Source organism: Kribbella qitaiheensis (assembly GCF_014217565.1).
In the GTDB taxonomy this organism is placed as follows: domain Bacteria; phylum Actinomycetota; class Actinomycetes; order Propionibacteriales; family Kribbellaceae; genus Kribbella; species Kribbella qitaiheensis_A.
In genome coordinates this window covers 112,538-137,588 of record NZ_CP043661.1, presented here as the reverse complement: position 1 = coordinate 137,588, position 25,051 = coordinate 112,538, and the positions used below count along the sequence as shown (strand labels likewise).

21 protein-coding genes are annotated in these 25,051 nt (G+C 67.9%); 8 read left to right on the top strand and 13 right to left on the bottom strand.

Annotated features, from left to right (window positions below; translation table 11 throughout):
• Nucleotide 1 precedes the first annotated feature (1 nt).
• The 3 genes from F1D05_RS00615 to qcrB all read left to right on the top strand — a co-directional run bounded on the left by F1D05_RS00615 (nucleotide 2) and on the right by qcrB (nucleotide 4,431).
• Nucleotides 2-1,582: a glycoside hydrolase family 53 protein gene (locus F1D05_RS00615; RefSeq protein WP_246486338.1), complete on the top strand. Its 1,581-nt coding sequence runs from the start codon at nucleotides 2-4 to the stop codon at nucleotides 1,580-1,582.
• 15 nt (nucleotides 1,583-1,597) lie between these two features.
• Nucleotides 1,598-2,707 (top strand): glycoside hydrolase family 53 protein, encoded by a 1,110-nt coding sequence (locus tag F1D05_RS00610; RefSeq protein WP_185445270.1) that lies wholly within the window; start codon nucleotides 1,598-1,600, stop codon nucleotides 2,705-2,707.
• A 185-nt stretch (nucleotides 2,708-2,892) separates the two neighbouring features.
• A complete protein-coding gene (qcrB, locus tag F1D05_RS00605; protein WP_185445268.1) occupies nucleotides 2,893-4,431 on the top strand; it encodes a cytochrome bc1 complex cytochrome b subunit in 1,539 nt (512 codons plus the stop codon).
• A gap of 759 nt (nucleotides 4,432-5,190) precedes the next feature.
• Here the strand turns inward: qcrB and aroQ are convergent.
• Both aroQ and F1D05_RS00595 read right to left on the bottom strand, forming a co-directional pair.
• The gene (aroQ, locus tag F1D05_RS00600; protein ID WP_428995048.1) at nucleotides 5,191-5,634 is read right to left on the bottom strand and encodes a type II 3-dehydroquinate dehydratase; all 444 of its coding nucleotides are present in this window, start codon (nucleotides 5,632-5,634) and stop codon (nucleotides 5,191-5,193) included.
• 336 nt (nucleotides 5,635-5,970) lie between these two features.
• A complete protein-coding gene (locus F1D05_RS00595) occupies nucleotides 5,971-6,624 on the bottom strand; it encodes a TetR/AcrR family transcriptional regulator (RefSeq protein WP_185445263.1) in 654 nt (217 codons plus the stop codon).
• 90 nt (nucleotides 6,625-6,714) lie between these two features.
• On the opposite strand from F1D05_RS00595, the gene F1D05_RS00590 reads away from it, so the two are divergent.
• The 3 genes from F1D05_RS00590 to F1D05_RS00580 all read left to right on the top strand — a co-directional run bounded on the left by F1D05_RS00590 (nucleotide 6,715) and on the right by F1D05_RS00580 (nucleotide 10,628).
• Complete coding sequence (locus tag F1D05_RS00590) at nucleotides 6,715-8,853, top strand: HelD family protein (protein ID WP_185445261.1); 2,139 nt, start codon at nucleotides 6,715-6,717, stop codon at nucleotides 8,851-8,853.
• Nucleotides 8,854-9,069: 216 nt separating this feature from the next.
• Complete coding sequence (locus F1D05_RS00585; protein WP_185445259.1) at nucleotides 9,070-9,675, top strand: RNA polymerase sigma factor; 606 nt, start codon at nucleotides 9,070-9,072, stop codon at nucleotides 9,673-9,675.
• A complete protein-coding gene (locus F1D05_RS00580) occupies nucleotides 9,672-10,628 on the top strand; it encodes a hypothetical protein (protein WP_185445257.1) in 957 nt (318 codons plus the stop codon). Before F1D05_RS00585 ends, F1D05_RS00580 begins: the two co-directional genes overlap by 4 nt.
• 24 nt (nucleotides 10,629-10,652) lie before the next feature.
• Here the strand turns inward: F1D05_RS00580 and aroB are convergent, their stop codons facing one another.
• Genes aroB through aroC form a run of 3 tightly spaced genes read right to left on the bottom strand, consistent with a single transcriptional unit; the run spans nucleotide 10,653 to nucleotide 13,512 of the window.
• Nucleotides 10,653-11,804: a 3-dehydroquinate synthase gene (gene aroB, locus F1D05_RS00575; protein WP_246486337.1), complete on the bottom strand. Its 1,152-nt coding sequence runs from the start codon at nucleotides 11,802-11,804 to the stop codon at nucleotides 10,653-10,655.
• Complete coding sequence (locus F1D05_RS00570) at nucleotides 11,801-12,310, bottom strand: shikimate kinase (protein ID WP_185445255.1); 510 nt, start codon at nucleotides 12,308-12,310, stop codon at nucleotides 11,801-11,803. Before F1D05_RS00570 ends, aroB begins: the two co-directional genes overlap by 4 nt.
• Complete coding sequence (aroC, locus tag F1D05_RS00565) at nucleotides 12,307-13,512, bottom strand: chorismate synthase (RefSeq protein WP_185445253.1); 1,206 nt, start codon at nucleotides 13,510-13,512, stop codon at nucleotides 12,307-12,309. The genes F1D05_RS00570 and aroC overlap by 4 nt, the downstream gene beginning before the upstream one ends.
• Nucleotides 13,513-13,647: 135 nt before the next feature.
• Between aroC and F1D05_RS00560 the strand changes: the two genes are divergently transcribed.
• Entirely contained in the window at nucleotides 13,648-14,793 is a 1,146-nt protein-coding gene (locus F1D05_RS00560) for an FAD-dependent oxidoreductase (protein WP_185445251.1), read from the top strand.
• A gap of 104 nt (nucleotides 14,794-14,897) precedes the next feature.
• Here F1D05_RS00560 and F1D05_RS00555 read toward each other — a convergent pair whose 3' ends face one another.
• Nucleotides 14,898-15,104, bottom strand: coding sequence for a hypothetical protein (locus tag F1D05_RS00555; protein ID WP_185445249.1), 207 nt, complete (start codon nucleotides 15,102-15,104; stop codon nucleotides 14,898-14,900).
• Between the two features lie 146 nt (nucleotides 15,105-15,250).
• Here F1D05_RS00555 and F1D05_RS00550 point away from each other — a divergent pair, with 146 nt between their 5' ends.
• Entirely contained in the window at nucleotides 15,251-16,372 is a 1,122-nt protein-coding gene (locus F1D05_RS00550; protein ID WP_185445248.1) for an ADP-ribosylglycohydrolase family protein, read from the top strand.
• A 98-nt stretch (nucleotides 16,373-16,470) separates the two neighbouring features.
• Here the strand turns inward: F1D05_RS00550 and F1D05_RS00545 are convergent, their stop codons facing one another.
• From F1D05_RS00545 to alaS, 7 genes are all read right to left on the bottom strand, one after another.
• Entirely contained in the window at nucleotides 16,471-17,190 is a 720-nt protein-coding gene (locus F1D05_RS00545) for a prepilin peptidase (protein ID WP_246486336.1), read from the bottom strand.
• A 73-nt stretch (nucleotides 17,191-17,263) separates the two neighbouring features.
• Complete coding sequence (locus F1D05_RS00540; RefSeq protein ID WP_185445246.1) at nucleotides 17,264-18,313, bottom strand: DUF2330 domain-containing protein; 1,050 nt, start codon at nucleotides 18,311-18,313, stop codon at nucleotides 17,264-17,266.
• 33 nt (nucleotides 18,314-18,346) lie between these two features.
• A complete protein-coding gene (locus tag F1D05_RS00535; RefSeq protein ID WP_185445244.1) occupies nucleotides 18,347-19,813 on the bottom strand; it encodes an FAD-dependent oxidoreductase in 1,467 nt (488 codons plus the stop codon).
• Nucleotides 19,800-20,624 (bottom strand): shikimate dehydrogenase, encoded by an 825-nt coding sequence (locus F1D05_RS00530; RefSeq protein ID WP_185445242.1) that lies wholly within the window; start codon nucleotides 20,622-20,624, stop codon nucleotides 19,800-19,802. The genes F1D05_RS00535 and F1D05_RS00530 overlap by 14 nt, the downstream gene beginning before the upstream one ends.
• A gap of 100 nt (nucleotides 20,625-20,724) precedes the next feature.
• On the bottom strand, nucleotides 20,725-21,900 hold the full coding sequence (gene mltG, locus F1D05_RS00525) for an endolytic transglycosylase MltG (RefSeq protein WP_246486335.1): 1,176 nt from the start codon (nucleotides 21,898-21,900) through the stop codon (nucleotides 20,725-20,727).
• An 11-nt stretch (nucleotides 21,901-21,911) separates the two neighbouring features.
• Nucleotides 21,912-22,376 carry a Holliday junction resolvase RuvX gene (gene ruvX / locus F1D05_RS00520; protein WP_185445239.1) on the bottom strand — a complete coding sequence of 155 codons (465 nt, stop codon included), beginning with the start codon at nucleotides 22,374-22,376 and terminating at the stop codon, nucleotides 21,912-21,914.
• Nucleotide 22,377: 1 nt separating this feature from the next.
• Nucleotides 22,378-25,047: an alanine--tRNA ligase gene (gene alaS, locus F1D05_RS00515; RefSeq protein WP_185445237.1), complete on the bottom strand. Its 2,670-nt coding sequence runs from the start codon at nucleotides 25,045-25,047 to the stop codon at nucleotides 22,378-22,380.
• Between the last annotated feature and the right edge of the window lie 4 nt (nucleotides 25,048-25,051).

The following is a 25,051-nucleotide window of genomic DNA, read 5'->3' as shown; positions in this document are numbered from 1 at the left end:
CGTGAGGCTCGCCCGAAAGGCCGCCGTCCTGTTGGCCGGCGGATCACTGATCTGCGGCGTCGGCATAGCCAGGGCCGACGCGTCCGCCGCCGTACTGCGGAATGGGGACTTCGAGGCCGGCCTGTCGGGCTGGCAGGTCACCGGCACACGCACCGCCGCGAAGACAGAGACCGGTGACACCGGCGCTCAGCTGGCACATCGCTCAGCGGACCGCTTCGCCGTCAGCACCAGTCAGAACGTGGTCGGGTTGTCCCGTGGTTGGTGGACGTTCGCCGCCTACGTCAGGACCGGCGGCCTGATCGGAGCGACGACGATCAGCCTGCAGGGATGCGGCAGTGACCGGTACGCCGTCGCGCCGGTGACCGCCCAGGACCAGGCGTGGGTCCGGGTGGCCGTCTCGGCGCTGGTGACCAGCTCGCGCTGCACGGTGCGCCTGACGACCAAAGGTGGTCCTGGCGACTGGGCTACCTTCAACCGGCTGACACTGAGTCCCGGCCGGGTCACCAGGGCGATCCGGGGTGCGGATCTGTCCAGCCTGGCGAAGAACGAGGACTTCGGCGCCGTCTACCGCACCGCCGACGGCCGCCGTGGTGACGCAGTACGGATCCTGGCCGATGCGGGCGCGAACCTCGGCCGGCTCAAGGTCTGGGTCGACCCGGCCGACGGGTACAACACCACCTCGCAGGTCGTCGCCACCGCGCGCCGGATCAAGAAGGCGCATCAGAAACTCCTGGTGGACTTCCACTACTCCGACCGCTGGACCGATCCCGGCAGCCAGACGATGCCGGCGGCCTGGCAGGGCCTCACCGCTCCGCAGGTCGCCACGAAGGTCTACGAGCACACGCACCAGGTTCTCACCGCGCTGAAGGCGGCAGGGATCACTGCCGATTACGTCCAGATCGGCAACGAGATCAATCCGGGCATGCTGTGGCCGCTCGGGCAGACCTGGGACGTCAACCCGGACGACGAGGTGGTGGGAGCGCAGTGGGACAACCTCGCCTCGTTCCTCAAGGCGGGTCAGCGGGCGGTGAAGGCCGTCGACCCCAGGACCCAGATCCTGTTGCACCTGACGAACATCAACAACGGCGTCGACTCGCTGACCTGGTGGTTCGACAACGTCGTGAGCCGGGGTGTGCCGTTCGACGTCATCGGCTTGTCCTACTACGGCTACTGGCACGGCAGTCTCGCCGATCTCCAGGCGGCGATCAGCACGCTGTCGGCCCGCTACGACCGCGACGTACTGGTGGTCGAAACCGCCTACCCGTTCACGCTGGCGGATGACGCCGACGCACCGTACCCGAACATCATCGACCTCGATTCCGAGCTGGTGCCCGGCTACCCGGCTACCCCGCAAGGTCAGGCAGCGGCGTTCCGCTCAGTACAGGACGCCGTCGCCGCGGCACCGGGTGGGCGCGGAATCGGCACCGTCTACTGGGAGCCCGCCTGGACCGCCGCCGCCGGCAACGGCTGGGACCCGGCCGACCCCACCTCAGGCAACGCCTGGGAGAACCAGGCCCTCTTCGATTTCCACGACAGGCTGCTCCCCGCCGCCCACGACTTCGCCCCGGACCCACCCCGCTAAACCCAAGGAGATGCCATGTCCACCAGGAAAGTCACGATTCTGGGAGCACTGCTGGTGACAGTGCTCGCAGCAACAGGGACGACAGCAAGTGCCGATGCGCAGGTCACCAGCACGCTGTCCATGCGAGGGGCTGACGTGTCCTCGTTGCAGCGCGGCATCGAGGTAGGCGCGAAGTACTACACGTCCGCCGGCGTGGCGGCCGATCCGCTTGAGGTGCTGAAGTCGGCCGGCGTCAACTACGTCAGACTGCGGATCTGGAACAACCCCGTGAGCGGCTACAACAATCTGGCCAAGGTGTTGACCTACGCCAAGACCGTCAAGGCCAAAGGATTCAAACTCCTCGTCGACTTCCACTACTCAGACACCTGGGCGGACCCTGGCAAACAAGCCAAGCCGGCCGCTTGGGCAAGCCACGGCATCAGCGCGCTGACCACCGATGTCTACAACTACACGTACAACGTCTGCAACAGCCTCAAGGCGCAGGGCACCACACCCGACAGCGTGCAGATCGGCAACGAGATCAACGTCGGCATGCTGTGGAACGACGGCAAGGTCGTCAACAACGACTTCACCAATCTCAGCAACCTGCTGAAGTCCGGCTACAACGCGACCAAGGCCTGCAACAGCGGGACCCAGGTGATCATCCACACCGCCGACGCCGACAGCGACTCGAACGCACGATGGTTCTACGACGGCATCACCGCGAAGGGCGTCAACTGGGACATCACCGGTCTGTCGTACTACTGCAACTGGCACGGCACGATGTCCAACCTGACCAGCGTGGTCTCGGATGTCCGGACCCGTTACGCCAAGCCGGTGATCCTGGCAGAGACAGCAGCGCCGTTCACGCTCGCGAATGCCGACAGCACCTCGAACAGCATCAACTCGGCCTGCTCGGGCTACGCGGCGACCTGGACCGGTCAAGGAGCAGCGTTCACCGCTGTCCAGAACGCGGCCAAGGCGGGCGGCGCGATCGGGGTCTTCTACTGGGAACCGACCTGGATCGCCACCACCGGCAACGGCTGGGATCCCGCCGACATCAACGGATCCGGCGACGGCTGGGACAACATGGCCGTCTTCAACTGGACGGGCGTCTTCAACTCCGCCGTCCGATGGATCTCCTGACCCCCGCGCTGCCGCAGCCGCGGTACCCGCCGGGCAATCGCCAGATCGCCCACGGCATCCACCCGGTACTGCGCCCGCTCAACCTCCCGTGAACCTGGCCGAACTTATGCAGCTCAGGCGGTCCGCTTTACACGACCGCGCGAGGCATGCATAACTTATGAGCAAGTTCGACGGAGGTGAGAGTGATGGCGAACCAGGAGTTCCCGCCGGGATTGCGGTGGCTCGACGACCGGCTGGGCATCGGGAAGCTCGGGAAGAAGAACCTGCGCAAGGTCTTTCCCGACCACTGGTCGTTCATGCTCGGCGAGATCGCGCTCTACAGCTTCATCATCCTGATCCTGACCGGCATCTTCCTCACCCTCTGGTTCACCCCGTCGATGGGGGAAGTGGAGTACCAAGGGTCGTACAGCCTGCTCAAGGGCCTCCACATGTCGGAGGCCTACGAGTCGACCCTGCGGATCTCGTTCGACATCCGCGGCGGTCTGCTGATGCGGCAGATCCACCACTGGGCGGCCGTGCTGTTCGTCGCCGCGATGAGCATTCATCTACTGCGTACCTTCTTCACCGGCGCGTTCCGCAAACCCCGCGAGCTGAACTGGCTGATCGGGATCGTGATGCTGTTCCTCGGCATCGTCGAGGGCTTCATCGGCTACGGCCTCCCCGACGACCTGCTCTCCGGCACCGGGCTGCGGATCACCGAAGGGCTCGTCCTGGCCGCGCCTGTGGTGGGCACGTACATGTCGTTCTTCATCTTCGGCGGCGAGTTCCCGGGTGACGACTTCGTCTCCCGGTTCTACACCGTGCACGTGCTGTTGATCCCAGGAATCCTGCTGGGCCTGATCACGGTGCACCTGTTCCTCGTCGTCTACCACAAGCACACGCAGTTCCCCGGCCCCGGCCGGACCGAGAAGAACGTCGTCGGCTTTCCGCTGCTGCCGGTCTACGCGGCGAAGGCCGGCGGCTTCTTCTTCGTCGTCTTCGGCGTGCTGGCCATGATGGGCGCGCTCCTGCAGATCAACCCCGTCTGGCTCTACGGTCCGTACAACCCGGCCGAGGTCACCGCGGGTTCCCAGCCCGACTGGTACATGGCCTGGCTCGATGGCGCGGTCCGCCTGATGCCCGGCATCGAGTCGCATTTGTTCGGCATCACGATCAGCTGGAACGTCGTCGTACCGGCCCTGTTGATGCCGCCTCTGTTTATCGGGTTCGTGGCGCTCTATCCGTTCATCGAACAGTTCGTGACCGGTGACAAACGCGAACACCACTTGCTGGATCGGCCCCGCAACGTGCCGACCCGGACCGGGATCGGCGTCGCGATCATCACCTTCTACGGCGTGCTCTGGCTGAACAGCGGCAACGACCTGATCGCGACCAACTTCCACTCCTCGATCAACACCATCACCTGGATCTGCCGGATCCTGATCTTCCTCGGGCCACTCGCCGCATTCTGGATCACCCGGCGGATCGCGTTGTCGCTGCAGAGAGCCGATCGCGAGCGCGTACTGCACGGCCGCGAGACGGGCATCATCCTCCGGCTCCCGAACGGCGAGTACGTCGAGAAGCACGCGCCGATCTCGAAGTACGACGCGTATCGGCTGAGCGCCCACGAAGAGAAGATCCCGTACGAGCTTCCGCCGGCCACCGATGACAACGGAGTAGAAGCGCCACAGCGACGCCGCGACCTGGTCCGAAGCCGGCTCTCAGCTTTCTACTTCCGGGACTGATCGCAGCCGGAGGTAGGCCGCCGGACCGAGCGAGGCCCGGTCCGGACCGTTCCCCCGCAGTCCGGGCGTCCTTGTGCACCACTTGAGCACTCCGCCCCCGGAAAAGTGCTCGCCGCGGATGCGACAAAGGGCGGCAACCGACGCAGGCGTTCCGCGCCTTTGTGCACAGCATGAGCATCCGAACCGGTCCGGAACACTGAGCTGGGTGCACAAAGACATCCGTAGCGCGGGCAACCGCGGCCGGGGCTCCAGGCGCACCCCCGACCCTGGAGCCGGCCAACCTCCTTCCTCCATCAACGCTCCGCGCGACTTGGTCAACGCCAAAGAGACCCCCGCCCAGCTCTTTCGTGAGCACCCCAGCACGGCCCAGCGGTGGAATCACCCGGTCCGCCGGCGAGGCACTCGGTCGGCCTGGTGAGGCACCCGGTCCGGTGACGCGTTACTCGGTCGGCCTGGTGAGGCACCCGGTCCGGTGACGCGTTACTCGGTCGGCCTGGTGAGGCACCCGGTCCGGTGACGCGTTACTCGGTCGGCCTGGTGAGGCACCCGGTCCGGTGACGCGTTACTCGGTCGGCCTGGTGAGGCACCCGGTCCGGTGACGCGTTACTCGGTCGGCCTGGTGAGGCACCCGGTCCGGTGACGCGTTACTCGGTCGGCCTGGTGAGGGGCGGCGCGAAGGGGTCGGCGCCGAAGCCGACGGTGGTGCCGGTGGCGGTTCCGCCAACCGCAGGTTAGGGCTTGGACGGGGTGCCGTGCGGGTTACTGGGCGAGGGTGGTGAGGGCTCGGAGGGCGAGGCGGTAGGAGTCGGCGCCGAAGCCGGCGATGGTGCCGGTGGCGACGGCGGCGACGACGCTGGTGTGGCGGAACTCCTCGCGCGCGGCCGGGTTGCTGATGTGGATCTCGATCAGCGGCGCGGTGCGCTGGGCGCAGGCGTCGCGGAGAGCGTACGAGTAGTGCGTGAAGGCCGCCGGGTTGAGCACCACCGGGGTCTTGGTATCAGCGGCCTCGTGCAGCCAGCCGACCAACTCGGATTCGTCGTCGGTCTGCCGGACCTCGACCGCGAGCCCGAGCTCGGCGCCGGTCTTCTCACAATCCGCAGCCAGATCCGCGAACGTCATCGCGCCGTACACATCCGGCTCCCGCGACCCAAGCCGCCCCAGATTGGGTCCGTTCAGCACCAGCACCCGCCGCCCACCAGCCAAATCAGTCACACCCACACCCTAGTGCCCACCCCACCCACCCACCGCGAACTTCATCCCCGCGACACCGCGAACCCGCCACCGCACTCACCCCCGCGAACACCTCGCCCCACCACCGCACTCACCCCCGCAAACACCTCGCCCCACCACCGCACTCACCCCCGCGAACACCTCGCCCCACCACCGCACTCACCCCCGCAAACACCTCGCCCCACCACCGCACTCACCCCCGCAAACACCTCGCCCCACCACCGCACTCACCCCCGCGAACACCTCGTCCCGCCACCGTCTCTCAGGGCGGCGAGCGGCGCTCCGACTGCTGGCTGGATGGCGAGACCGTCAGGACTTGCTCTCGCGCAGGTTGCTTTTGGTTGGGTGGGTGCCTGGGAAGGTGCTGTAGGCGGTTAGGGCTTCGGCGTGGGCGGTGGGGTATTGCTTGGCTGCGGTGATGCCGCCGGCCATCGCGCGGTAGTTGCGCCTGGCGAGGACCTGTTGGGTGGAGATCAGCTGCGCGGCGGCGACCTCGGCGGTCAGGTCGTTGCCGAGGGCATCTGCCAGGGCCGTCTGGTCCTCGGCAATGAATTGCTGCACCCGGATTGCCAGGGTCGGCGTCTCGAACACCAACCGGTAGTACGCCAGCACCTCGGGATCGTCGTTCAGTCCCGTCACCGGATCTCGCCTGTCCAACCCTGCAACGAACGCGTCTCGCAGTATCCCCGCCGCCCACGCGACTCGCCCTTCCGCTGGGATCGCGCCGGCGTTGGCCTCCTGGAGGAGGCGGGCTGATTCGTGGGCGTGGTCGGCGATGCGGTGCAGGACCAGGTCCTGCTTGGTGGCGAAGTACTTGAAGAGGGTCGGCTTGGAGACGTTCGCGGCGGCGGCGATGTCGGCGACCGAGACCTGGTCGAAGCCGCGTTCGAGGAACAGGGCGATCGCAGCCGCCGACAGCGCGTCGTACGTCTGCTGCTTCTTGCGGGTCCGTAGTCCGGGCATGCGCTGAGAATAGCAAAGTGTTAACCTGGACAAACATTTAACCGGGTTAAGTTTTCTGCGACAGAGGTTCCGGCGAGAAGGGCGGGGTGGATGCGGGGGCTCGAGGAGGAGCAGCAGTACGCCGGGCGCTGCGGCGACGCGTTGCGGGCGATGATTGCCGGGGCGCGGGAGAACGTGGTTGTCGGTGAGGTCACCTGGGGGGATCGGTATACGGCTGAGCGGCTCGGGTACTACCTGAAGAGTCTGGCTCGCGAGCTTGGCGACGAAGGTGACAGTCCGCCGTTCTTCGGGCGGATCGCCTACGGGACGGACGAGTCGGCCGGGGAGCACCGAGGTCAGGCCTACTACCTTGGCCGGCGGCACATCTCGGACGCGATCGGGCGACCGCCGCTCGTGATCGACTGGCGCGCACCGGTGTCGACAGCGTTCTACCGGGCCGGCACCCGAGACCCGCAAGGCGTCGCCGTCCGCCGCCGCTACGGCTGGTCGAACACCACCCTCACCGGCTACGAAGACGAACACCTCCCCCAACCAGACACCCAGGTTTCCGGAGGCGCGGCTGCGGTTGAGGCGGGCGCCGGTGGAACCGGCGTGGGGGCGGGACTGGGTGGGCACGGCGTGGGAGCCGGACCGGGTGAGCACGGCGTGGGAGCCGGACTGGGCGGGCAGGGGTTGGCGGGATCAGGTGTTCCTGGGGTTGGGGGGATTCTTCGGGCGGAGATTGAGCGGCCTCGGGTGGGGCCTATGCGCGACATTGTGGCGACTATTCAGCCGGACCAGGACGAGTTGGTTCGGGCTGAGTTGGAGCAGTCGATCTGTGTGCAGGGGGCGCCGGGGACGGGGAAGACTGCTGTGGGGCTGCATCGGGCGGCGTATCTGCTGTATGTGCATCGGGCTCGGTTGCAGCGGAATGGTGTGCTGGTGCTTGGGCCTAACCGCGCCTTTCTGCATTACATCTCCGCCGTGCTGCCGACGCTGGGTGAGATGGATGTCGAGCAGACGACGGTAGACGACTTGTTGATCGGCGAGAAGGTCAAGGTGCGGGCGACCGACGAAGCCGAGGCCGCATTGGTGAAACACGATGGGCGAATGGCTGACGTACTGCGGAGAGCGCTCTACGGGCGACTCCGGGCGCCGCGCGACGCGGTCGTCGTGCCGGACAGTTCGTACCGGTGGCGGGTCAACCAGTACGAGTTCGAGGAGATGGTCGAAGATGCCCGCGCGGAAGCCACGGCGTACGGGATCGGGCGGGAGCGTGTGATCTCGCGGCTGGTGGCGGCACTCCAGAGGCAGGCCGAGACCAGAGGGCAGAACTGCAACGGCGTCTGGCTACGGAAGATGGCTCGTGCGGTTACGCCGGCCGTCGACGAAGCCTGGCCAGCCGTCAAAGCAGACGAAGTACTGGCGGAGTTTCTCAGCGATCCGAGCCAGGCGAGCGACGGCATCCTCAGCGAACGAGAGCAAGCAGCCATCGCCTGGAAACGGTCGAGAAAGCCGGCGAGCGCTCTCTGGACGGCCGCGGACCTGGTCTTGCTCGACGAGGTCAGCGCTCTCCTGGGCCGCGGCCCGAGCTACGGCCACGTGATCATCGACGAAGCGCAAGACCTCTCCCCCATGCAATGCAGGGCGATCGCGCGCCGCAGCGAGCACGGCTCGATCACTGTCCTCGGCGACCTTGCGCAAGGTACGACGCCATGGGCCACTCGCGACTGGGCTGAGCAGCTCATTTACCTCGGCAAACCCGAAGCCGAGGTGATCGCTCTGACCACCGGCTATCGCGTCCCAGCGGCGGTGGTTGCCATCACCAACCGACTGCTCGCGGGCCTCCGGACCAAGGTCCCGGCGACCCGGTCGTTCCGTACGGACGGCCGATACACGCTCACGAAGACCAACGACCTGGCCGGCACCTGCGTCGACGCGGTACGGGCCGCTCTCAAAGAAGAAGGGTCGGTTGGGGTCATCGCAGCCGACGACGCCATCGCCGATCTCACCGCCGCGCTGCAGCAGGACGGCATCGAGACCGTCCACACCGATGGAGACGGGCGGGTGGCCGTGGTACCGGCGAGCCTTGCGAAGGGACTCGAGTACGACCATGTGATCGCCGTCGAACCGGCCGCGATCGTCGATGCCGAGGCCCGCGGGCTGAACCGTCTTTATGTTGTGCTGACCAGAGCGGTCTCCCGCCTGGACGTCCTGCACCACCGGCCGCTGCCGGACGAACTGGGCTGAGCTCGGGCCCCGCTGCCGGACGAACTGGGCTGAGCTCGGGCCCCGCTGCCGGACGAACTGGGCTGAGCTCAGACCCCGCTGCCAGACGAACTGGGCTGAGCTCAGACCCGGCGCCGGACGATCCTGTTGATTCCACAGGCCCGATGGAACCAAAGCCCTTCTGCCGGACTCTTCCCCGGTATGAGTACAAGACCGGCAACGATGGGAGTGCGGCGGATGGAAGTCAGACCCAGGGATGCGGTCATCGACGACCGGGACCTTTGGGAACGACTCCGCACCGCCGACGAACAGGCGCTGGCTGACCTGTTCCATCGCCACAATGACGCGGTCTACAACTTCGCTTTCCGGCGTACGTCGTCGTGGGTGAGCGCCGAGGATGTCGTCCAGGCGACGTTCGTCGCGCTCTGGCGACGGGCCCGGGCCGGCCGGATCGACCAGTTGACGCTCGATACCGCCCGGCCGCTGCTGCTGGTGATGGCCGGCCATGAGTGCGGCAACGTACTGCGATCCTCCCGGCGGCAGGCCGCATTGGCCGACCGGATCGAGCTGATCGACCACACCGGCACCGTTCCCGACCATTCGAATGCGGCCGTCGCCCGGGTCGACGACGAACGAGCGATGAGCGGGATCCGACGGCTGCTCGAACGGATCCCGGCCAAACAGCGTGAGGTCGTCGAACTCGTCTGCTGGTCGGAATGCTCGATCGCCGAAGCGGCCAAGGCCCTCGGCGTACCGGAAGGCACCGTCAAATCCCGGCTGGCCAGGGCGCGGACGCGCTTGGGCGGCCTCCTCGATCTCGGCACCACGGAGGGCCTCGAATGACCAAGCAGATTCCCGCGGAGCGCCCGCTCCCGGACAAGCAGCACATCCTTGAACAAGTCCTCGCCTGCACCGACGAGAAGCCCGCACGGAAGACCTGGTTGCTACCGGTCGCCGCCGCTGCCTCGATCGCCGTGGTCGCCGTCGGCGCGCTCACCTTGCCGTCGATGGTGAAATCCGATCACGGCTCAGGCGCGGCCGGTCGATCGGCCGGCACGGACACGGCGCTGACGAACGAGCCGACCGAGAAGACCATCTCGATCGACCGGGGCAGGCTGACCGACGCTCAGGCGAAGGCGTTCGGGACCGAGTGCGCCAAGTGGATCGGTTCCAGGGACATTTCCGGGCAGACCTCCCAAACGGCGCCGCTCAACTGGCCCGGAGCCGGCGCGAAGGTCGACAGGATTCTGCATCCGACCCGGATCGCGGGACAGGCCGACGGACCTCCCGTCGGCAGCACGCGCTGGACCGTCGCGGTCAAGTCAGGCGACCGCATCTACGCCTGCGTTGGCCGGATGCCGACGCAAGACGCGCACGGCCGGGTGAAGCGCGACTTCGACTTCGGGACTTTCAGCACCAAATACCCGGACGGCCTCGGCGGTAGCGGCGGTGGTTTCGCGCTGGTCATTGACCTGAGCGGGCACAAGCCGACGAAGGTGTCCACGAGCCGCTGGGTCGTTGCCCCGGCGGAAGCCGTCACGGTCCAGCGCCGGATCGTCGTGAAGGGCAAGCCGACCCCGTGGTTCACGAGCGAGGTGATCGACGGCCTCGGTTACGTTCAGGCCCGGGCCGAGGCGAAGCTCGTACCGGGCGAAAAGTTCCGGTTCGAGACCCGGTTCCTGGACAAGGACGGCAAGCCGGTCGGCGCCTCGCTGACCGAGTGGTATGTCGCCCGGATCGACGGAGGCGCTGGCAAGACCATCATGCTGGAGAGCGACGGCACCAAACCACGCTGAGGCTGCCTGCGGTGGAGGCCGGCCCTAGCTGATCTCAGCGTAGGCGGCGACGAGGAGGCTCGGGTCGGGGGCTTCGAGGATGGTGGGCTTGGCCAGGCCGTCCAGTACTACGAAGCGCAGGCGGTCGGCCCGGGTCTTCTTGTCCAGCTTCATCGCGTCCTGCAGATGCGACCAGGCATCGGCTCGGTAGGAAGTCGGCAGGCCGAGGGATTCCAGTACTGCGCGGTGCCGGTCGGCCGTGGCGTCGTCGAGCTTGCCCGCGGCCCGGGCGAGTTCGGCGACGAACACCATCCCGATGCTGATCGCGGCACCGTGCCGCCACTTGTACCGCTCCAGGCGCTCGATCGCGTGACCCAGGGTGTGCCCGTAATTCAGCGCCTCGCGGCCGATCGCGCCACCGACCGTGGTGGTCCGCTCGCGCAGATCCCCGCCGACCGTGTCCGCCTTCACCTGGATGGCCCGGGCGATCAGTTCCTCGGTGTGCTCGTACGCCGGTGCCGAGGCGCCGGCCGGATCCTTCTCGACCAGGTCGAGGATGGTCGGGTCCGCGATGAACCCGCACTTCACCACTTCGGCCAGCCCGCTCACGTAATCGTTGCGTGGCAGGGATTCCAGCGCTGCCAGATCGCAGAGCACGCCGGCCGGCTCCCAGATCGCACCGACGAGGTTCTTGCCTTCGGCGGTGTTGATCCCGGTCTTGCCGCCGACCGCGGCATCGACCATGCCGAGCAGGGTGGTCGGAATGTGCACGACCCGTACGCCGCGCAGCCAGGTGGCCGCGACAAAACCGGCGAGGTCAGTCGTCGTTCCGCCACCGATCGAGACGATCGCGTCGGACCGGGTGAAGCCTGCTTGGCCGAGTACCGACCAGCAGTACGCGAGGACCTCCGCGGACTTGGCTTCTTCGGCGTCCGGGATCTCGATCGCGTGGGCGGTGAACCCGGCCGCGGTCAGGTCGTCACGGATCGCGTCGCCGCTGGTCCGGAGCGCACGAGGATGGATCACGGCAACTCGGCGTACGTCGTCTCCCAGCAGGCCGGGGAGTTCACCGAGGAGATTGTTGCCGATGACAACGTCGTACGGCGCTGCTGCCGCGACCTGGATCCGGCGCGGCTCCTCACGGCTCTGCTGGTCCTCGCGGCTCGGGTGATCAACGCCGTTCGGCTGGTCTGTCATCCGAGGTGCTCCAGGATCTCGGCGGCGATCTCCGCCGGGGTCCGGTTGTCGGTGTCCACGGTGAGTTTGGCGACCTCGTCGTAGTACGGGCGCCTGGCTTCGAGGAGGTTGCGCAGTTGGGTGCGGACGTTGCCGAGCAGCAGCGGGCGGGCGACGCCGAGGCCGACGCGCTTGGCAGCCTCGCCGACCGAGACGTTGAGGAAGACAACGTTGTGACCGGCAAGGTCCGCGCGGGTGTCGGGGTCGAGAATCGCGCCGCCACCGAGCGACAGTACTGCGTCGTCGTCCTTCAACGCGGCGATGATCGCGGCCCGCTCCTGCGCACGGAAGACGGCTTCGCCGGAATCGACGAAGATGTCCGAGATCGGCTTACCTGCTTCGGTTTCCACGTCGGTGTCGGTGTCGCGATGCGTCTTGCCGAGCTTCGCCGCGAGCAGCTCCGCGATCGTCGACTTACCCGATCCCGGCGGCCCCACCAGTACGACAACCGGCCCAGCGTTGCTCACTCGTTGCCCCACTCGCGCGGATTGATCGCGGTCGGCAGGTTCGCGAGGTACGACTTGTGGTTACGGGAGGACTCGGCCACCGAGTCGCCGCCGAATTTCTCGATCGAGACATCCGCGAGGACGAGCGCCACCATCGCCTCGGCGACGATGCCCGCGGCCGGTACGGCACAGACGTCCGAGCGCTGGTGATGCGCCGCCGCGGCCTCACCGGTGACGGTGTCGATCGTGCGCAGCGCTCGCGGCACCGTCGCGATCGGCTTCATCGCGGCCCGGACGCGCAGGGTCTCCCCCGTGCTCATGCCGCCCTCGGTACCGCCCGAGCGACCGCTCGTACGGCGTACTTCACCGTCGGCCGCGACGATCTCGTCGTGCGCGAGCGATCCCGGCGTACGGGCGAGTTCGAAGCCGTCGCCGAGTTCGACGCCCTTGATCGCCTGGATGCCCATCAGGGCGCCGGCCAGCTTGGAGTCGAGGCGGCGATCCCAGTGCACGTAGCTGCCGAGGCCCGGCGGGAGACCGTCGACGATCACCTCGACGACACCACCGAGGGTGTCGCCGGCCTTCTGCGCGGCGTCGATCTCGGCGACCATCGCCTTGCTCGCGTCCGCGTCGAGGCAGCGCACCGGGTCCTCGTCCAGACGGGCAACGTCGGCCGCCGACGGGATCACGCCGTACGGCGCCTTGACGGTGCCGAGCTCGACGACATGGCTGACGATCGTCACGCCGTACGCCTGCTTGAGGAACCGCGCGGCCACCTCGCCGAGCGCGACGCGGGCCGCGGTCTCGCGGGCGCTGGCGCGTTCGAGCACCGGACGGGCCTCGTCGAAGCCGTACTTCTGCATCCCGGCGAGATCGGCATGACCGGGTCGCGGCCGGGTCAGCGGGGCGTTGCGGGCGAGGTCGGCCAGGATCTCCGGATCGACCGGGTCGGCAGACATCACCTGCTCCCACTTCGGCCACTCGGTGTTGCCGACCTGGATGGCGACCGGGCTGCCGAGCGACAGCCCGTGCCGGAACCCGCCGACGAACGTCACCTCGTCCCGCTCGAACTTCATCCGGGCACCACGGCCGTAGCCGAGACGACGACGAGCCAGGGCATCGGCCACATCATCAGTGGTGACCTGAACCCCGGCGGGAAGACCTTCGAGTACGGCGACGAGCGCTTGTCCGTGCGACTCGCCGGCGGTGAGCCAGCGCAGCATGCGGCGATTCTTTCACGGGGTCGTCGCGACCTTTCGAGCAGTCTCATCGGCGTCGGGTTGACATGGCTGGAATGTCATTCCATTCTAGGCCGTGGAACGACATTCCAATCGGTTTTCTTCGGAAGGAGCAGGACTATGAGGACAACGGTCACGATCGTCGGCGCGGGTCTCGGGGGCCTCACCCTCGCCCGCGTTCTGCACGTCCACGGCATTCCTGCCACCGTCTACGAGGCGGATCCTTCGGCCGGCGCCCGCACGCAGGGCGGTCAGCTCGACATCCACGAGGACGACGGACAGGCCGCGCTCGCGGCGGCCGGCCTCACCGACGAGTTCCGCGCGATCATCCACGAGGGCGCCGAGGCCTTGCTGGTGCTCGGCGCGGACGGCGCGGTGCTGTTCGACGATCCCGAGGAGGGTTCGGCGGGGCGTCCTGAGGTGCTCCGCGGAGCTCTGCGGCAGATCCTGATCGAGTCCGTGCCCGACCAGACGATCCAGTGGGGACACAAGCTCACCGAGGTCAAACCGCTTGGCGACGGCCGGCACGAGCTGACCTTCGCCGACGGGTCGATCGCGACCAGCAGCCTGCTCGTCGGTGCTGACGGCGCTTGGTCGAGAATCAGGCCGCTGCTGTCCGATGCCAAGCCGGAGTACAGCGGCATTGCGTTTGTCGAGACCTACCTGTACGACGTCGATGAGCGGCACGCCGCGACGGCGAAGGCGGTCGGCGCCGGCGCGATGTACGCACTGACTCCGGGCAAGGGGATCACGGCGCACCGCGAGGCGGGGAACATCCTGCACACGTACGCCCAACTCAACCGCTCTCTGGAGTGGATCTCGTCCATCGACTTCACGGATGGTGCTGCGGCGAGCGCGCGGGTCGCGGCCGAGTTCGATCGGTGGGCGCCGGAACTGTTGGCGCTGATCACCGATGGCGAGACGGCGCCGGTGGCGCGGCTGATCCACACGCTTCCGGACGGACACCGCTGGGATCGCGTCCCTGGGGTGACGCTGATCGGCGACGCCGCTCATTTGATGCCGCCTTCCGGTGACGGCGCGAACTTGGCGATGTTCGACGGCTCGGAACTTGCTCGGGCGATCGTGGCGAATCCTGGGGATGTTGAGGCGGCTGTCACGGCGTACGAGGTGGAGATGTTCGCGCGAAGCGAGGAGTTCTATGCGGACGCCCACGAAATCTTGGACCTCTGCCTGGGCGAGAGCGCGCCTTACGGGCTTATCAACTTCTTCACGGGTGCGGCTGAGCCGGAGCTTGCGCAGTCTTGATTTATAGCCGCGATGAAGTGCGACGGCCGCCCACGCTCCAAGGCGATTGCCTCGAGGAGCGGGCGATGCAGAAGCAGGCGCGGGGGACGTAGTACGGCGGGAAGTTAGCGGGAAGGGCAGGTTTGGGTGTCGTTGTCCATGGAGCGGAGGGTGAGGAGGACGTCGAAGGTTTTGCTGACCGGGTTGGCGCTGCAGGGGGTGGTGGACGGGAGGGCTGCCTGGGCGCCGACTGCCGCTGCGCCGCCGAGGGCGATCGCGGCGAGGCCGGCGGCCGCCAGTCGCGTGGCGGTGCGGCGGAGAGTGGTGCTCATGGTGTGCTCCTTGCGGTCCGGTTGTTCTGTACTACGACCGTAGAAGCCGGCGGCGCCGGAAGAACTGGCTTTGGGACCCGTCTTGGGGGTAGCGCTAGCACTACCCCGCTACTCTCGTGCGACTGCTCAAGGACTGGGAGGCGTCGATGACACGGGAGAGTGACGAAGCGTACCGGAGCCGTGCGCGGGGGTGCCTGCTCGGTGGCGCGATCGGTGACGCGCTCGGTGGGCCGATCGAGTTCGATGACGGGCGGACCATCGTCGCCAAGCATCCGGGTGGGCTGCGGGAGTTTGTTGCCGGGGGCGCCAATTGGCCCCCGGGCACCGTCACCGACGACACCCAGATGACGTTGTTCACCGTCGAGGGGCTGATCCGCGCCGGCGTACGGACCGATCGCGGGATCGGGTTCACCGTGGCGGTCGTGCAGCACGCGTACGACCGGTGGCTCGACACTCAGTTGCTGTCGGCACCTAGTGGCGAACGCGACGGGTGGTTGCAGGCGGAGCAGTGGCTCTACGTACGCCGCGCGCCCGGCAACACCTGTCTGTCAGCCCTCAGCCAGGCCCGGAACGGCGAGGATCGGATCCGGCAGTTCGGCGAGCAGGCGGTCAACGACTCGAAGGGCTGCGGCGGTGTCATGCGGGCCGCGCCGTTCGGTCTGTTACCTGCGACCTGGTTCGACGTCGAGTGGGCGTTCGACGCGGCCGCGCAGGCGGCTGGATATACGCACGGCCATCCGACCGGCAAGCTCGCCTCGGGCGCACTGGCCGCGATCGTTCACCAGCTCTGCCAGGGCGCCGATCTCAACGCCGCTCTCGATACGACCGAGGCACTGCTGGCCCGCTATCCAGACCACGAAGAGACCAGTATTGCGCTCGCCCGCGCACGCCAGACGGCGGCAAGCGACCTTGGGCGTGGCCCTGTCACGGTTGAGCAACTCGGCGGCGGCTGGATCGCCGAGGAAGCGCTCTCTATCGGCGTGTACGCCGCTCTGGCGTATCCCGAACCCGAGCAGTTCCTCGATGCCCTCGCCCTGGCCGTGACGCACTCGGGCGACAGCGACTCGACCGGCGCGATCTGCGGCAACCTCCTCGGCGCTCTGCACGGAGAGACCGCTCTCCCGGCGGAGCTCGTGTACGCCGTCGAAGGCCGCGGCACCATCTTGGAATTGGCCGACGACCTCGTCCTCGAGTTCACCCAGACCGCCAGGCTGCACAGCGAGTATGGCCCACAGACCGCCTGGATCCGACGTTACCCCGGCTGGTAGTCGGGCTAGCCCTGAGAGCTGCTCCGTCCGGCTGGAGTTCGAGTTTGCCGGTGGTGTTGCTGTTGGGCGCCTCATACGCGACGTCCTCGGGCATCTCGTCAGCCGAGGTAGAGGTGCTCCAGCGGGCTGCCCATCAGGACGCCGATGAGGGCGCCGACCAGCATGAAGGGGCCGAACGGGAAGAGTTGCCGGCGTTTGAAGACCTTCGCCAGCGTCAGCACGATGCCGATCACCGCGCCGAGGAAGAACCCGCCGTACAGACCGGTGACGAGTTGTCCCCAGCCGAGCCAGCCGAGCGCCATGCTGAGCAGCCCGGACAGCCGGACGTCACCGAAGCCGACGCCGCGCGGGAACACGAACCAGAGCAAGTAGAACACTCCGAAGCCGATCACCCCTGCGATCGCGGCCCGGCGCAGTGATCCCCACTCCCCCGACACCGCCGCCCCGACGATCAGCGCCGCACCGACCACGCCGTACGTCGGCCAGATGATCGCCGACGGCAGGAACCTCGTTCGGGTGTCGATGTACCCGAGAACGGCTCCCGCGACGGCCAGCAGCAACCACGCGGCCAGCGCCGCCGAGGTACCGAGACTCCACCCGAGCAGTCCACCCGCGACTGCCGCTGCCCCGCCACACCAGTACGCCGAGCTGCCGGCCGACCCACGCCCCGCGAGCGCCGCGTACGGAGTCTTGGTCTCGCCCTCATCCAGCACCGGCTCGGGGATCCGGCGCATCAGCCAGGGCCCGAGCAGGAACGCCGAAGGTCCGCAGAGCACCACGCCGGCACCCGCGGCGAGCAACGCGTTCTCTGCCGACACGATCCATGAGCCTAGACGATCGGGGACTCTCCAGCGGCCCCCGAGCGCCTGCCCTGTGGAAAACCGGTGGGTTTCAAGTGCGGCGGGCAGACCTCCGGACCGAGCGGCGGGCGATCAGGGCCGCGCCGACGCCGATCAGGAGCGGTATGCCAAGGAGGATCCCGATCGTGCTGAGCCAGGGGTGGTTCTCGGTGCGGTAGGTGACTCGCTGGAACTCGGCGTCGTTGGGTGCCTGGGTGAAGGCGAAGTCGTTGGTGATTCGCGACGGGTTGGCGTACGTGACCGAGTAGGCGGTCAGGTAGTGCTGCGATCCGGTCAGCTCCGGCTCGTCGGTCAACTGCCCGGCGTACAGGAGCTTCGGTTGTACGGACGGATCCGGCAGTTGCGAGGCGTCCACGCGATGGGACGACGCGACGTACACCGTGACCGTCTGCTCCATGGTCGCGCCCTTGCTCAGGCGCATCGGGTAGACGATCCGCGACGAGGCGAAGCTCAGCTGCAGCGGCGGAGTCACCCCGGACAGGCTGCCGGTCACTTCCTTCGGCGCGAGCTTGACCGCGACGATCTCCCACTTCTCGGTGATGTACGGCGTGAGGTTGGTGGCGAGCGTTGCCGGTACCGCGTAGCCGTTGACCTTCAGCCAGTTCGTCACCGCGGTCGCGCTGGTCCCACCGAGGCGGACGACCTGGAACGGCCCGAGCGTCATCTGCTGGCGGACGTCGACCCCGGCACCGGCACCTGGCGCGGCGCCCACCGAGCCGTCCCGGCCGCCGGCCATGATCCCGAGGTCCCGGAACGGCCAGTACGTCTTGCGCACCACGACCTTGGGTGCGGTCAGGCTCGCCAGCCGTTCGAAGGTGTACGGCTCCCCCAGACTGACCTCGGCGGCGGCCGGCACCGGCATGATCCAGGCCGCCTTCTTCGACGAACCATGGACGTTCATCGACAACACGATCTCCTCGCGCCCGCCGTCGAACCGGACCAGCGCGTTCTCCCCGAACACCCGGGCCCGCGACTCCGCATCCGCCAGGTACCCGCCACACGCACACGCCCAAGCAGGAGTCACCCCTACCGCGACCGCAGCGAACCCCAACACTCCCGCAACCATCCGCCACAGCTTCATGGCGGAAGGCTAACCGCCCCCACGGGCCGCTAACTACGAAAGGGTGTACGAGGTGCGGAAGAAGTTGGTCGAGTCGTACTTCTTCTTGGCGGCCTGCAGTCGGCCGAGCTTGGCGCCGTAGTACGAATTGACCGAGCGGCCGGCCTCGACGTAGTTCACGTAGCCCCCGGCCGAGGCCTTCGTGACGGCGTGATGCCCGGCCGTGACGAACTTCTGCGCCGCCGCGAGCTGTGCCGAGGTGGGGTGCGCCGCGGTCCCGCAGTACCACTGGATCACGCCGAGCGCGGATCGCCACGGCCACGCCGTACCCGCTGCCGGCTCCTTCGCGGCCTGACCACCGAGCGGATCGAAGATCGCGGCGGCCGGCACCTTCGCCCGGGCCGCGGTCTTCACCGCGCCGAGCACTCCATTGATGGTGGCGGCGTCCATCGGCCCACGCAGTACGTCGGAACCCGCCAGGAAACCGGTCCGCGGACTGGTCGTGCCACCGCCGAGATAGCGGACGGCCTCCATGTGCGTCTTCACCGTCACGGACCGGGTCGTCGCCTTCGCCCCGACGAACGACTCGACCTGCGCCGCGGCCGCCGCTGCCGAACCGGTGATGGAGACGCCGAGGATGTGGATCGACAGCGTTCCGTTGCTCTGGGCATCGATATGCAGATTGCCCCAGGCCGTCGACGGCGCCTCGTGCGCGAACCGCTGCCAGCCTCGTACGACGGCCGCCGCCTGCGCCTCCGTCCAGGTCAGCCTGAAGAAGCCGAGTTTGTTCGCCGGGATGGTGGCGATCTTGAACGAGGTGACGATCCCGAGGTTGCCACCGCCACCGCCGCGCAGCGCCCAGAACAGCTCCGGCTCCTGCGTCGCGCTGACTGTCTTGAACACCCCGTCGGCCGTGACCAGTTGCAGCGAGATGAGCCGGTCGTGGGTCAGCCCGTACGTCCGGGTGTGGATCCCCATCCCGCCGCCAAGGGTCAACCCGGCGATACCGACGGTCGGACACGTCCCGGTCGGGATCGACTGACCGTACTTGTCCAGGAACGCGTGCACGTCGTACAGCTTCGCGCCGGCGCCGATGGTCACCGCGCCGCTCGCGTAGCTGATCCCGCGGGCCGAGCCGACGTCCACGACGAGCCCGTTGCTGACCGTGGAGCCGCCGACGTACGAATGGCCGCCGCCCTTGGGGACGCAGACCAGCTTGTTCTTCCGGGCGAACAGGATCGACTCGCGCACATCGTCAACCGTCGAGATCCGGACCACGCCGGCCGGCTGGATCGAGTCGAACCTGGGATTGAAGACCTGGTGCGCTGCCGCGTAACCGGTCTCCCCCGGGCGATAGAGCTTGCCGGTCAGGCCTTTTGTGAAGCCGGCCCAGTCCGGCGCCGCGGCTGTCAGTCCGTCCGGCCCGGCGGTGGCCGCTTTGGTGTCGGAACAACTCGTCAGGGCGACGGCGGCCAGCGCGCCGCCGGCCTTCAGAAGTGTGCGGCGGTCAATTTGGCTCACGATCGTCGAGCTCCTCACGCGCGGCGGCCCTCATGGCCGCCAGGGGTGCGGGCGACCTACCTGTCATCATCTCCACCTGGAGAGTCGCCTGATGCACAAGCAGATCAAGGCCGTTCAACAGCTCTGTACCGATCCGGTGCGCGGCGATCGCCAGCTGGGTCGGCCACGGGTGATACGCGACGTCGAAGACCACCGGTGCGACGGCAGCGAAATGCTCCGCCCACGGATCCACGGCACCGCCGGGCAGGGTCGACACGCACAGATCGAACCCACCGATCTGCTCGACCTGGCCGAAGTCCGCGACCGACGTCTTCAACCCTAGCTCGGCCGCGAGATCGAGCAACCGGTTCGCCTTCGACGGATCCCGTAGTACGAGAGTCACCTCGGACACCCGCAGCCCACGCAACGCCGCCAACGTGGATGCCGCGGTGGCACCACCACCCAGTACTACGGCCGTGTCGGCGGCCGTGATCCCCTGCTCCGCAAAGGCAGCGATCAAACCTGGTACGTCGGTGTTGTGGGCGGACCTCGACCCGTCGGTTTCGAACAGCATCGTGTTCGCGGCGCCGATCAGCTCCGCCACCGGATCGACGGTGTCCGCCAACTCCAGCGCGACCCGCTTCAACGGCATCGTCAGCGACAACCCGCGGACGTCGTCGCCCAACGTGCTCAGGAACTCCCGGAGCTCCTGCTCGCCGACCTCGTGAGCTTCGTAGCGCCAGTCGAGCCCGAGCTCGGCGTACGCGGCCCTGTGCATCGCCGGCGACAACGAGTGCGCGATCGGCGAGCCCAGCACGGCACAACGAGTCATGGGGCCCCCCGTCCTGCACTGACGAGCAAAGCGAGGAGGGAAGGACGGGGGTGACAGCCCCATGATCCGCCGTGCCGGAGGCGCGGCAATGACACAGTCATCAGCACCGACCGGCGTGAGCCGCGCACCAGGCCTGGAGCTTCCTCACGTTCTGCTGGTGTTCGGAAGCGCTGGAGGAGAACGCCGTCTCGCCGGTGTCCAGGTTGACCAGGGTGAAGAACTTCCAGCCCCCCGGCGTCGGGTTCAACGCGGCCTGCAAGGTCTCCCGGCCGGGCGAGTTGATCGGCGTCGGCGGCAGCCCGGCGTGCAGGTAGGTGTTGTACGGCGAGTCCATCTGCCGGTCGGCGTCCGAGGTGAAGACCTTGCCGTTGCGGCCGACGACGTAGTGGATCGTGGAGTCCATCTGGAGCTTCTCACCGGCCGCCAGCCGGTTGTAGATCACCCGGGCGACCTTGCCGTAGTCCTCTTTGCGGTTCGTCTCCGCGGTGATGATGCTGGCGATGATCACCACCTGGTACGGATCGACCTTCTTGCGCTGCGCGGTCGCCGGCAGGTTGATCACCGCCGAGGTCTTCGCGAACTGCGTCGTCATCAGCTTCAGGATCGTGAACGCCGTGGCGCCCTTCGGTACGTCGTACGTGCCCGGGTACAGGAAGCCTTCCGGGTTGTTCTTCGCGTACGACGGCAGCCCGAGTGACCAGGGCTTCGACATCGCGGCCGCGGCCGCACCGGCCGGCAGTTTGGCCGCCTTCGCCTTCTGCAGGATGGCGGTGATCTCGGCCTTGGTCCGCCCGCTCGGGAACCCGATCCGGGTCACCAGCACCGACTTGGCCGGATCCAGCAGCAGCTCCAGCGCCGCCTTCGCCGACATCTCCTTCTTCAGCGTGTACGTCGCCGCCTGGATCGAGCGGGACTTCGCGTTGTCGCGGGCGGCCCGCTCGAAGGCGCGGGCGCTCTTCACCACGCCCTTCTTCTCCAGCGTGTCCGCGATCGACTGCGCACTCTGGCCCTGGGTGATCTCGACCGTCACCGCCGTCGTACCGGTGCCGGAGTAGTCGGGGGCCGAGAAGACCTTCTCCAGGGCGTCGCGGCCCTTGCCGAAGCCGAACGCCAGTCCACCGATCAGTCCGCCGACCACCAGCAGCGAGACGAGCCCCGCGAAGCAGCCGAAGCCGCGCCGGTTCCGGGCCCGGCGCTGGTTCGCCCGCCGCTCGACCCGGCTCTCCGGGCGCAGACCCAGGTCGTCGTGCAGGCCTTCGCGTTCGTCTTCGTCCACCGATGGTCCGTTCACAAGGGCCTCCCAGGCGGGTTGCCGGTCTCACGCTCGAAGTCGAGCGCGTGTTGCAGAATCACGACCGCCGCGGCCTGGTCGACCACCGCCCGTCGCTTGGAGCCCTTCTTTCCACGTTCTCGCAGCTGCTGCTCGGCGGTCACCGTACTGAACCGCTCGTCCACCAACCGCACGCCTGGAGTCTCCCCCGCGGTACGGGTCAGCACATTCTGCCGGACCAGTTCCGCGGTCGCACGGATCTTGACCGCGGCCGGTCCCTCGGCGCCGGACAGCGATCGGGGCAGGCCGATGACGATCTCGAACGCCTCGAGCTCCGCGACGAGACTGGAGATCCGGTCCAGGTCGCCCGGACCACGCCGTACGGTCTCGACCGGTGTCGCGAGGATGCCGTGCGGATCGGAGCTCGCCACCCCGATCCGCGCATCACCGATGTCCAGCGCCACCCGCACCCCCCGGCGCATGTCAGCCGGTGACGAGCTGGCCGATGGAATGTTCGACAGCGGCCAGTGCCTGGTCGGCACCGCCGGCGTCCGTGCCACCGCCCTGCGCGACGTCGTCCTTGCCGCCGCCACGACCGCCGAGCTGCTCGGCCGCGACCCGGACCAGGTCGCCTGCCTTCAGCCGCCACTCGCGCGCGATGTCGTTCAGCGCGACCACCACGGCCGGCTTTCCGTCGTTCACGCTCAGCAGCGCGATCACGGCCGGCTTGTCGGCCGGCATCCGGCCGCGGACGTCGAGGGCCAGCTTGCGCAGGTCCCCGCCGTTCACGCCGTCGGGTGCCCGGTGGCCGACGTACGCGACCCCGAAGACGTCCTTCGGCTTCGACGCCAGCTCGGCCCCGGCGGCCAGCACCTGACCGGCGCGGACCTTCTCCAGCTCCTTCTCGGCGACCCGCAGCCGCTCGGCCAGGTCCGCCACCTTCGCGGGCAGCTCCTCCGGCCGGGTCTTCAGGTTCTCCGACAGCAGCCGGACCAGCGAGCGCTCCTTGCCGAGGTAGTGCAGCGCCTCCATGCCGACGAAGGCCTCGAGCCGGCGGACACCCGCTCCGACCGACGACTCGCTCGTCACCGTCAGCGCGCCGACCTGCGACGAGTGCTTGACGTGCGTGCCACCACACAGCTCACGCGACCAGGGTCCACCGATCTCGACGACCCGGACCTCTTCGTCGTACGTCTCGCCGAACAGCGCCAGCGCGCCCCACTCCCGAGCCTCCGGCAGGGTCATGTACTGCGCGGAGACAGCGAGGTCCTGCCGTACGGCGAGGTTCGCGACCTCCTCGATCTCGCTGCGCGTCGCCTGGTCCAGCGCCGACGACCAGGCGAAGTCGAGCCGCAGGTAGCCGGGCTTGTTGTACGAACCGCTCTGCAGCGCGTTCGGGCCGAGCACCTGCCGCAGCGCGGCGTGGATGACGTGCGTGCCGGAGTGCGCCTGACAGGCCGAGACCCGCCACTCGTGGTCGACCTGCGCGTGCACGTCGAGCCCGGGCCGCAGCAGTCCTTCGACCACCTCGACCTTATGCACGATCAGGCCCTTGACCGGACGCTGGACATCGAGCACCCGCAGCTTCACGCCGTCGGCCACGATCAGGCCCTCGTCGGCGATCTGGCCACCGGACTCCGCGTAGAACGGGGTCTTCTCCAGCACGACCTCGACGGTCTCGCCCGGCTCGGCAGAGGTCGAGACCACGCCCTCCTTGAGCAGTCCGCGGACCTGGGAGTCGGTCGCCAGCTCCTGGTAGCCGGTGAACTCGGTGACGCCCTTCTCCCGCAGCTCGCGATAGCCGGAGGTGTCAGCGTGGCCGGCCTTCTTAGCCCGTGCGTCTGCCTTGGCCCGGTCGCGCTGTTCCTTCATCAGCGACCGGAAGCCGTCGGTGTCCACCTGCAGACCCTGCTCGGCGGCCATCTCGATGGTCAGGTCGATCGGGAACCCGTAGGTGTCGTGCAGCTGGAACGCCTGGTCGCCGGCCAGCTGGGCGGTGCCCGCGGACTTCAGCGTCTTCACGTGCAGGTCGAAGATGCTCGTGCCCGCGGTGAGTGTCCGCCGGAAGGCCTCCTCCTCGCCGTACGCGACCTGGCTGATCCGGCCGAAGTCGGCGACCAGCTCGGGGTACGACTTCTTCATCTGCTCCAGGCTGACCGGGAGCAGCTCGACCAGGCTGGGGTCCTCGTACCCGAGCAGGCGCATCGAGCGGATCGCGCGGCGCAGCAGGCGACGCAGTACGTAACCGCCCTGTTCGTTGCCCGGGGTGACTCCGTCGCCGATCAGCATCAGCGCGCTGCGGACGTGGTCCGCGATGACCCGGAACCGGACGTCGTCGACGTTCTCGACGCCGTACTTGCGGCCACTGAGCTCCGACGCCCGCTCGATCACGGGGTAGATCTCGTCGATCTCGTACATGTTGTCGACGCCCTGCAGCAGGTACGCGACGCGCTCCAGGCCGAGACCGGTGTCGATGTTCTTCTTCGGCAGCTCGCCGAGGATCGGGTAACCCTCCTTGCCGCCGCCCTCACCGCGGATGTTCTGCATGAACACGAGGTTCCAGAACTCCAGGTAGCGGTCGCCCGCCTCCCAGTCGCGGTCGGCGCCGAACTCCGGGCCCCGGTCGATCAGGATCTCCGAGCACGGGCCGCACGGACCCGGGATGCCCATCGACCAGAAGTTGTCCTTCATCCCGAGCCGGACGATCCGGTCGTCGGGCAGCCCTGCGACCCGCTTCCAGATGTCGATCGCCTCGTCGTCCTCGTAGTACACCGAGGCGTACAGGACCGACTCGTCGAAGCCGTAGCCACCCTCGCTCTGCGGCTTGGTGACCAGCTCCCACGCGTATTGGACGGCCTGTTCCTTGAAGTAGTCGCCGAACGAGAAGTTGCCGTTCATCTGGAAGAACGTGCCGTGCCGGGTGGTCTTGCCGACCTCCTCGATGTCGAGGGTCCGGACGCACTTCTGCACGCTGGTGGCGCGCGGGTACGGCGGGGTCTGCTGGCCGACGAAGTACGGCACGAACTGTGCCATCCCCGCGACGTTGAACAGCAGGTTCGGGTCCGGCGACGGCAGGGGTGCGCTCGGCACCACCGTGTGGCCGCGCTCCGAGAAGAAGTTCAGGAACCGCCGGCGAATCTCACTGGTTTCCATGGGT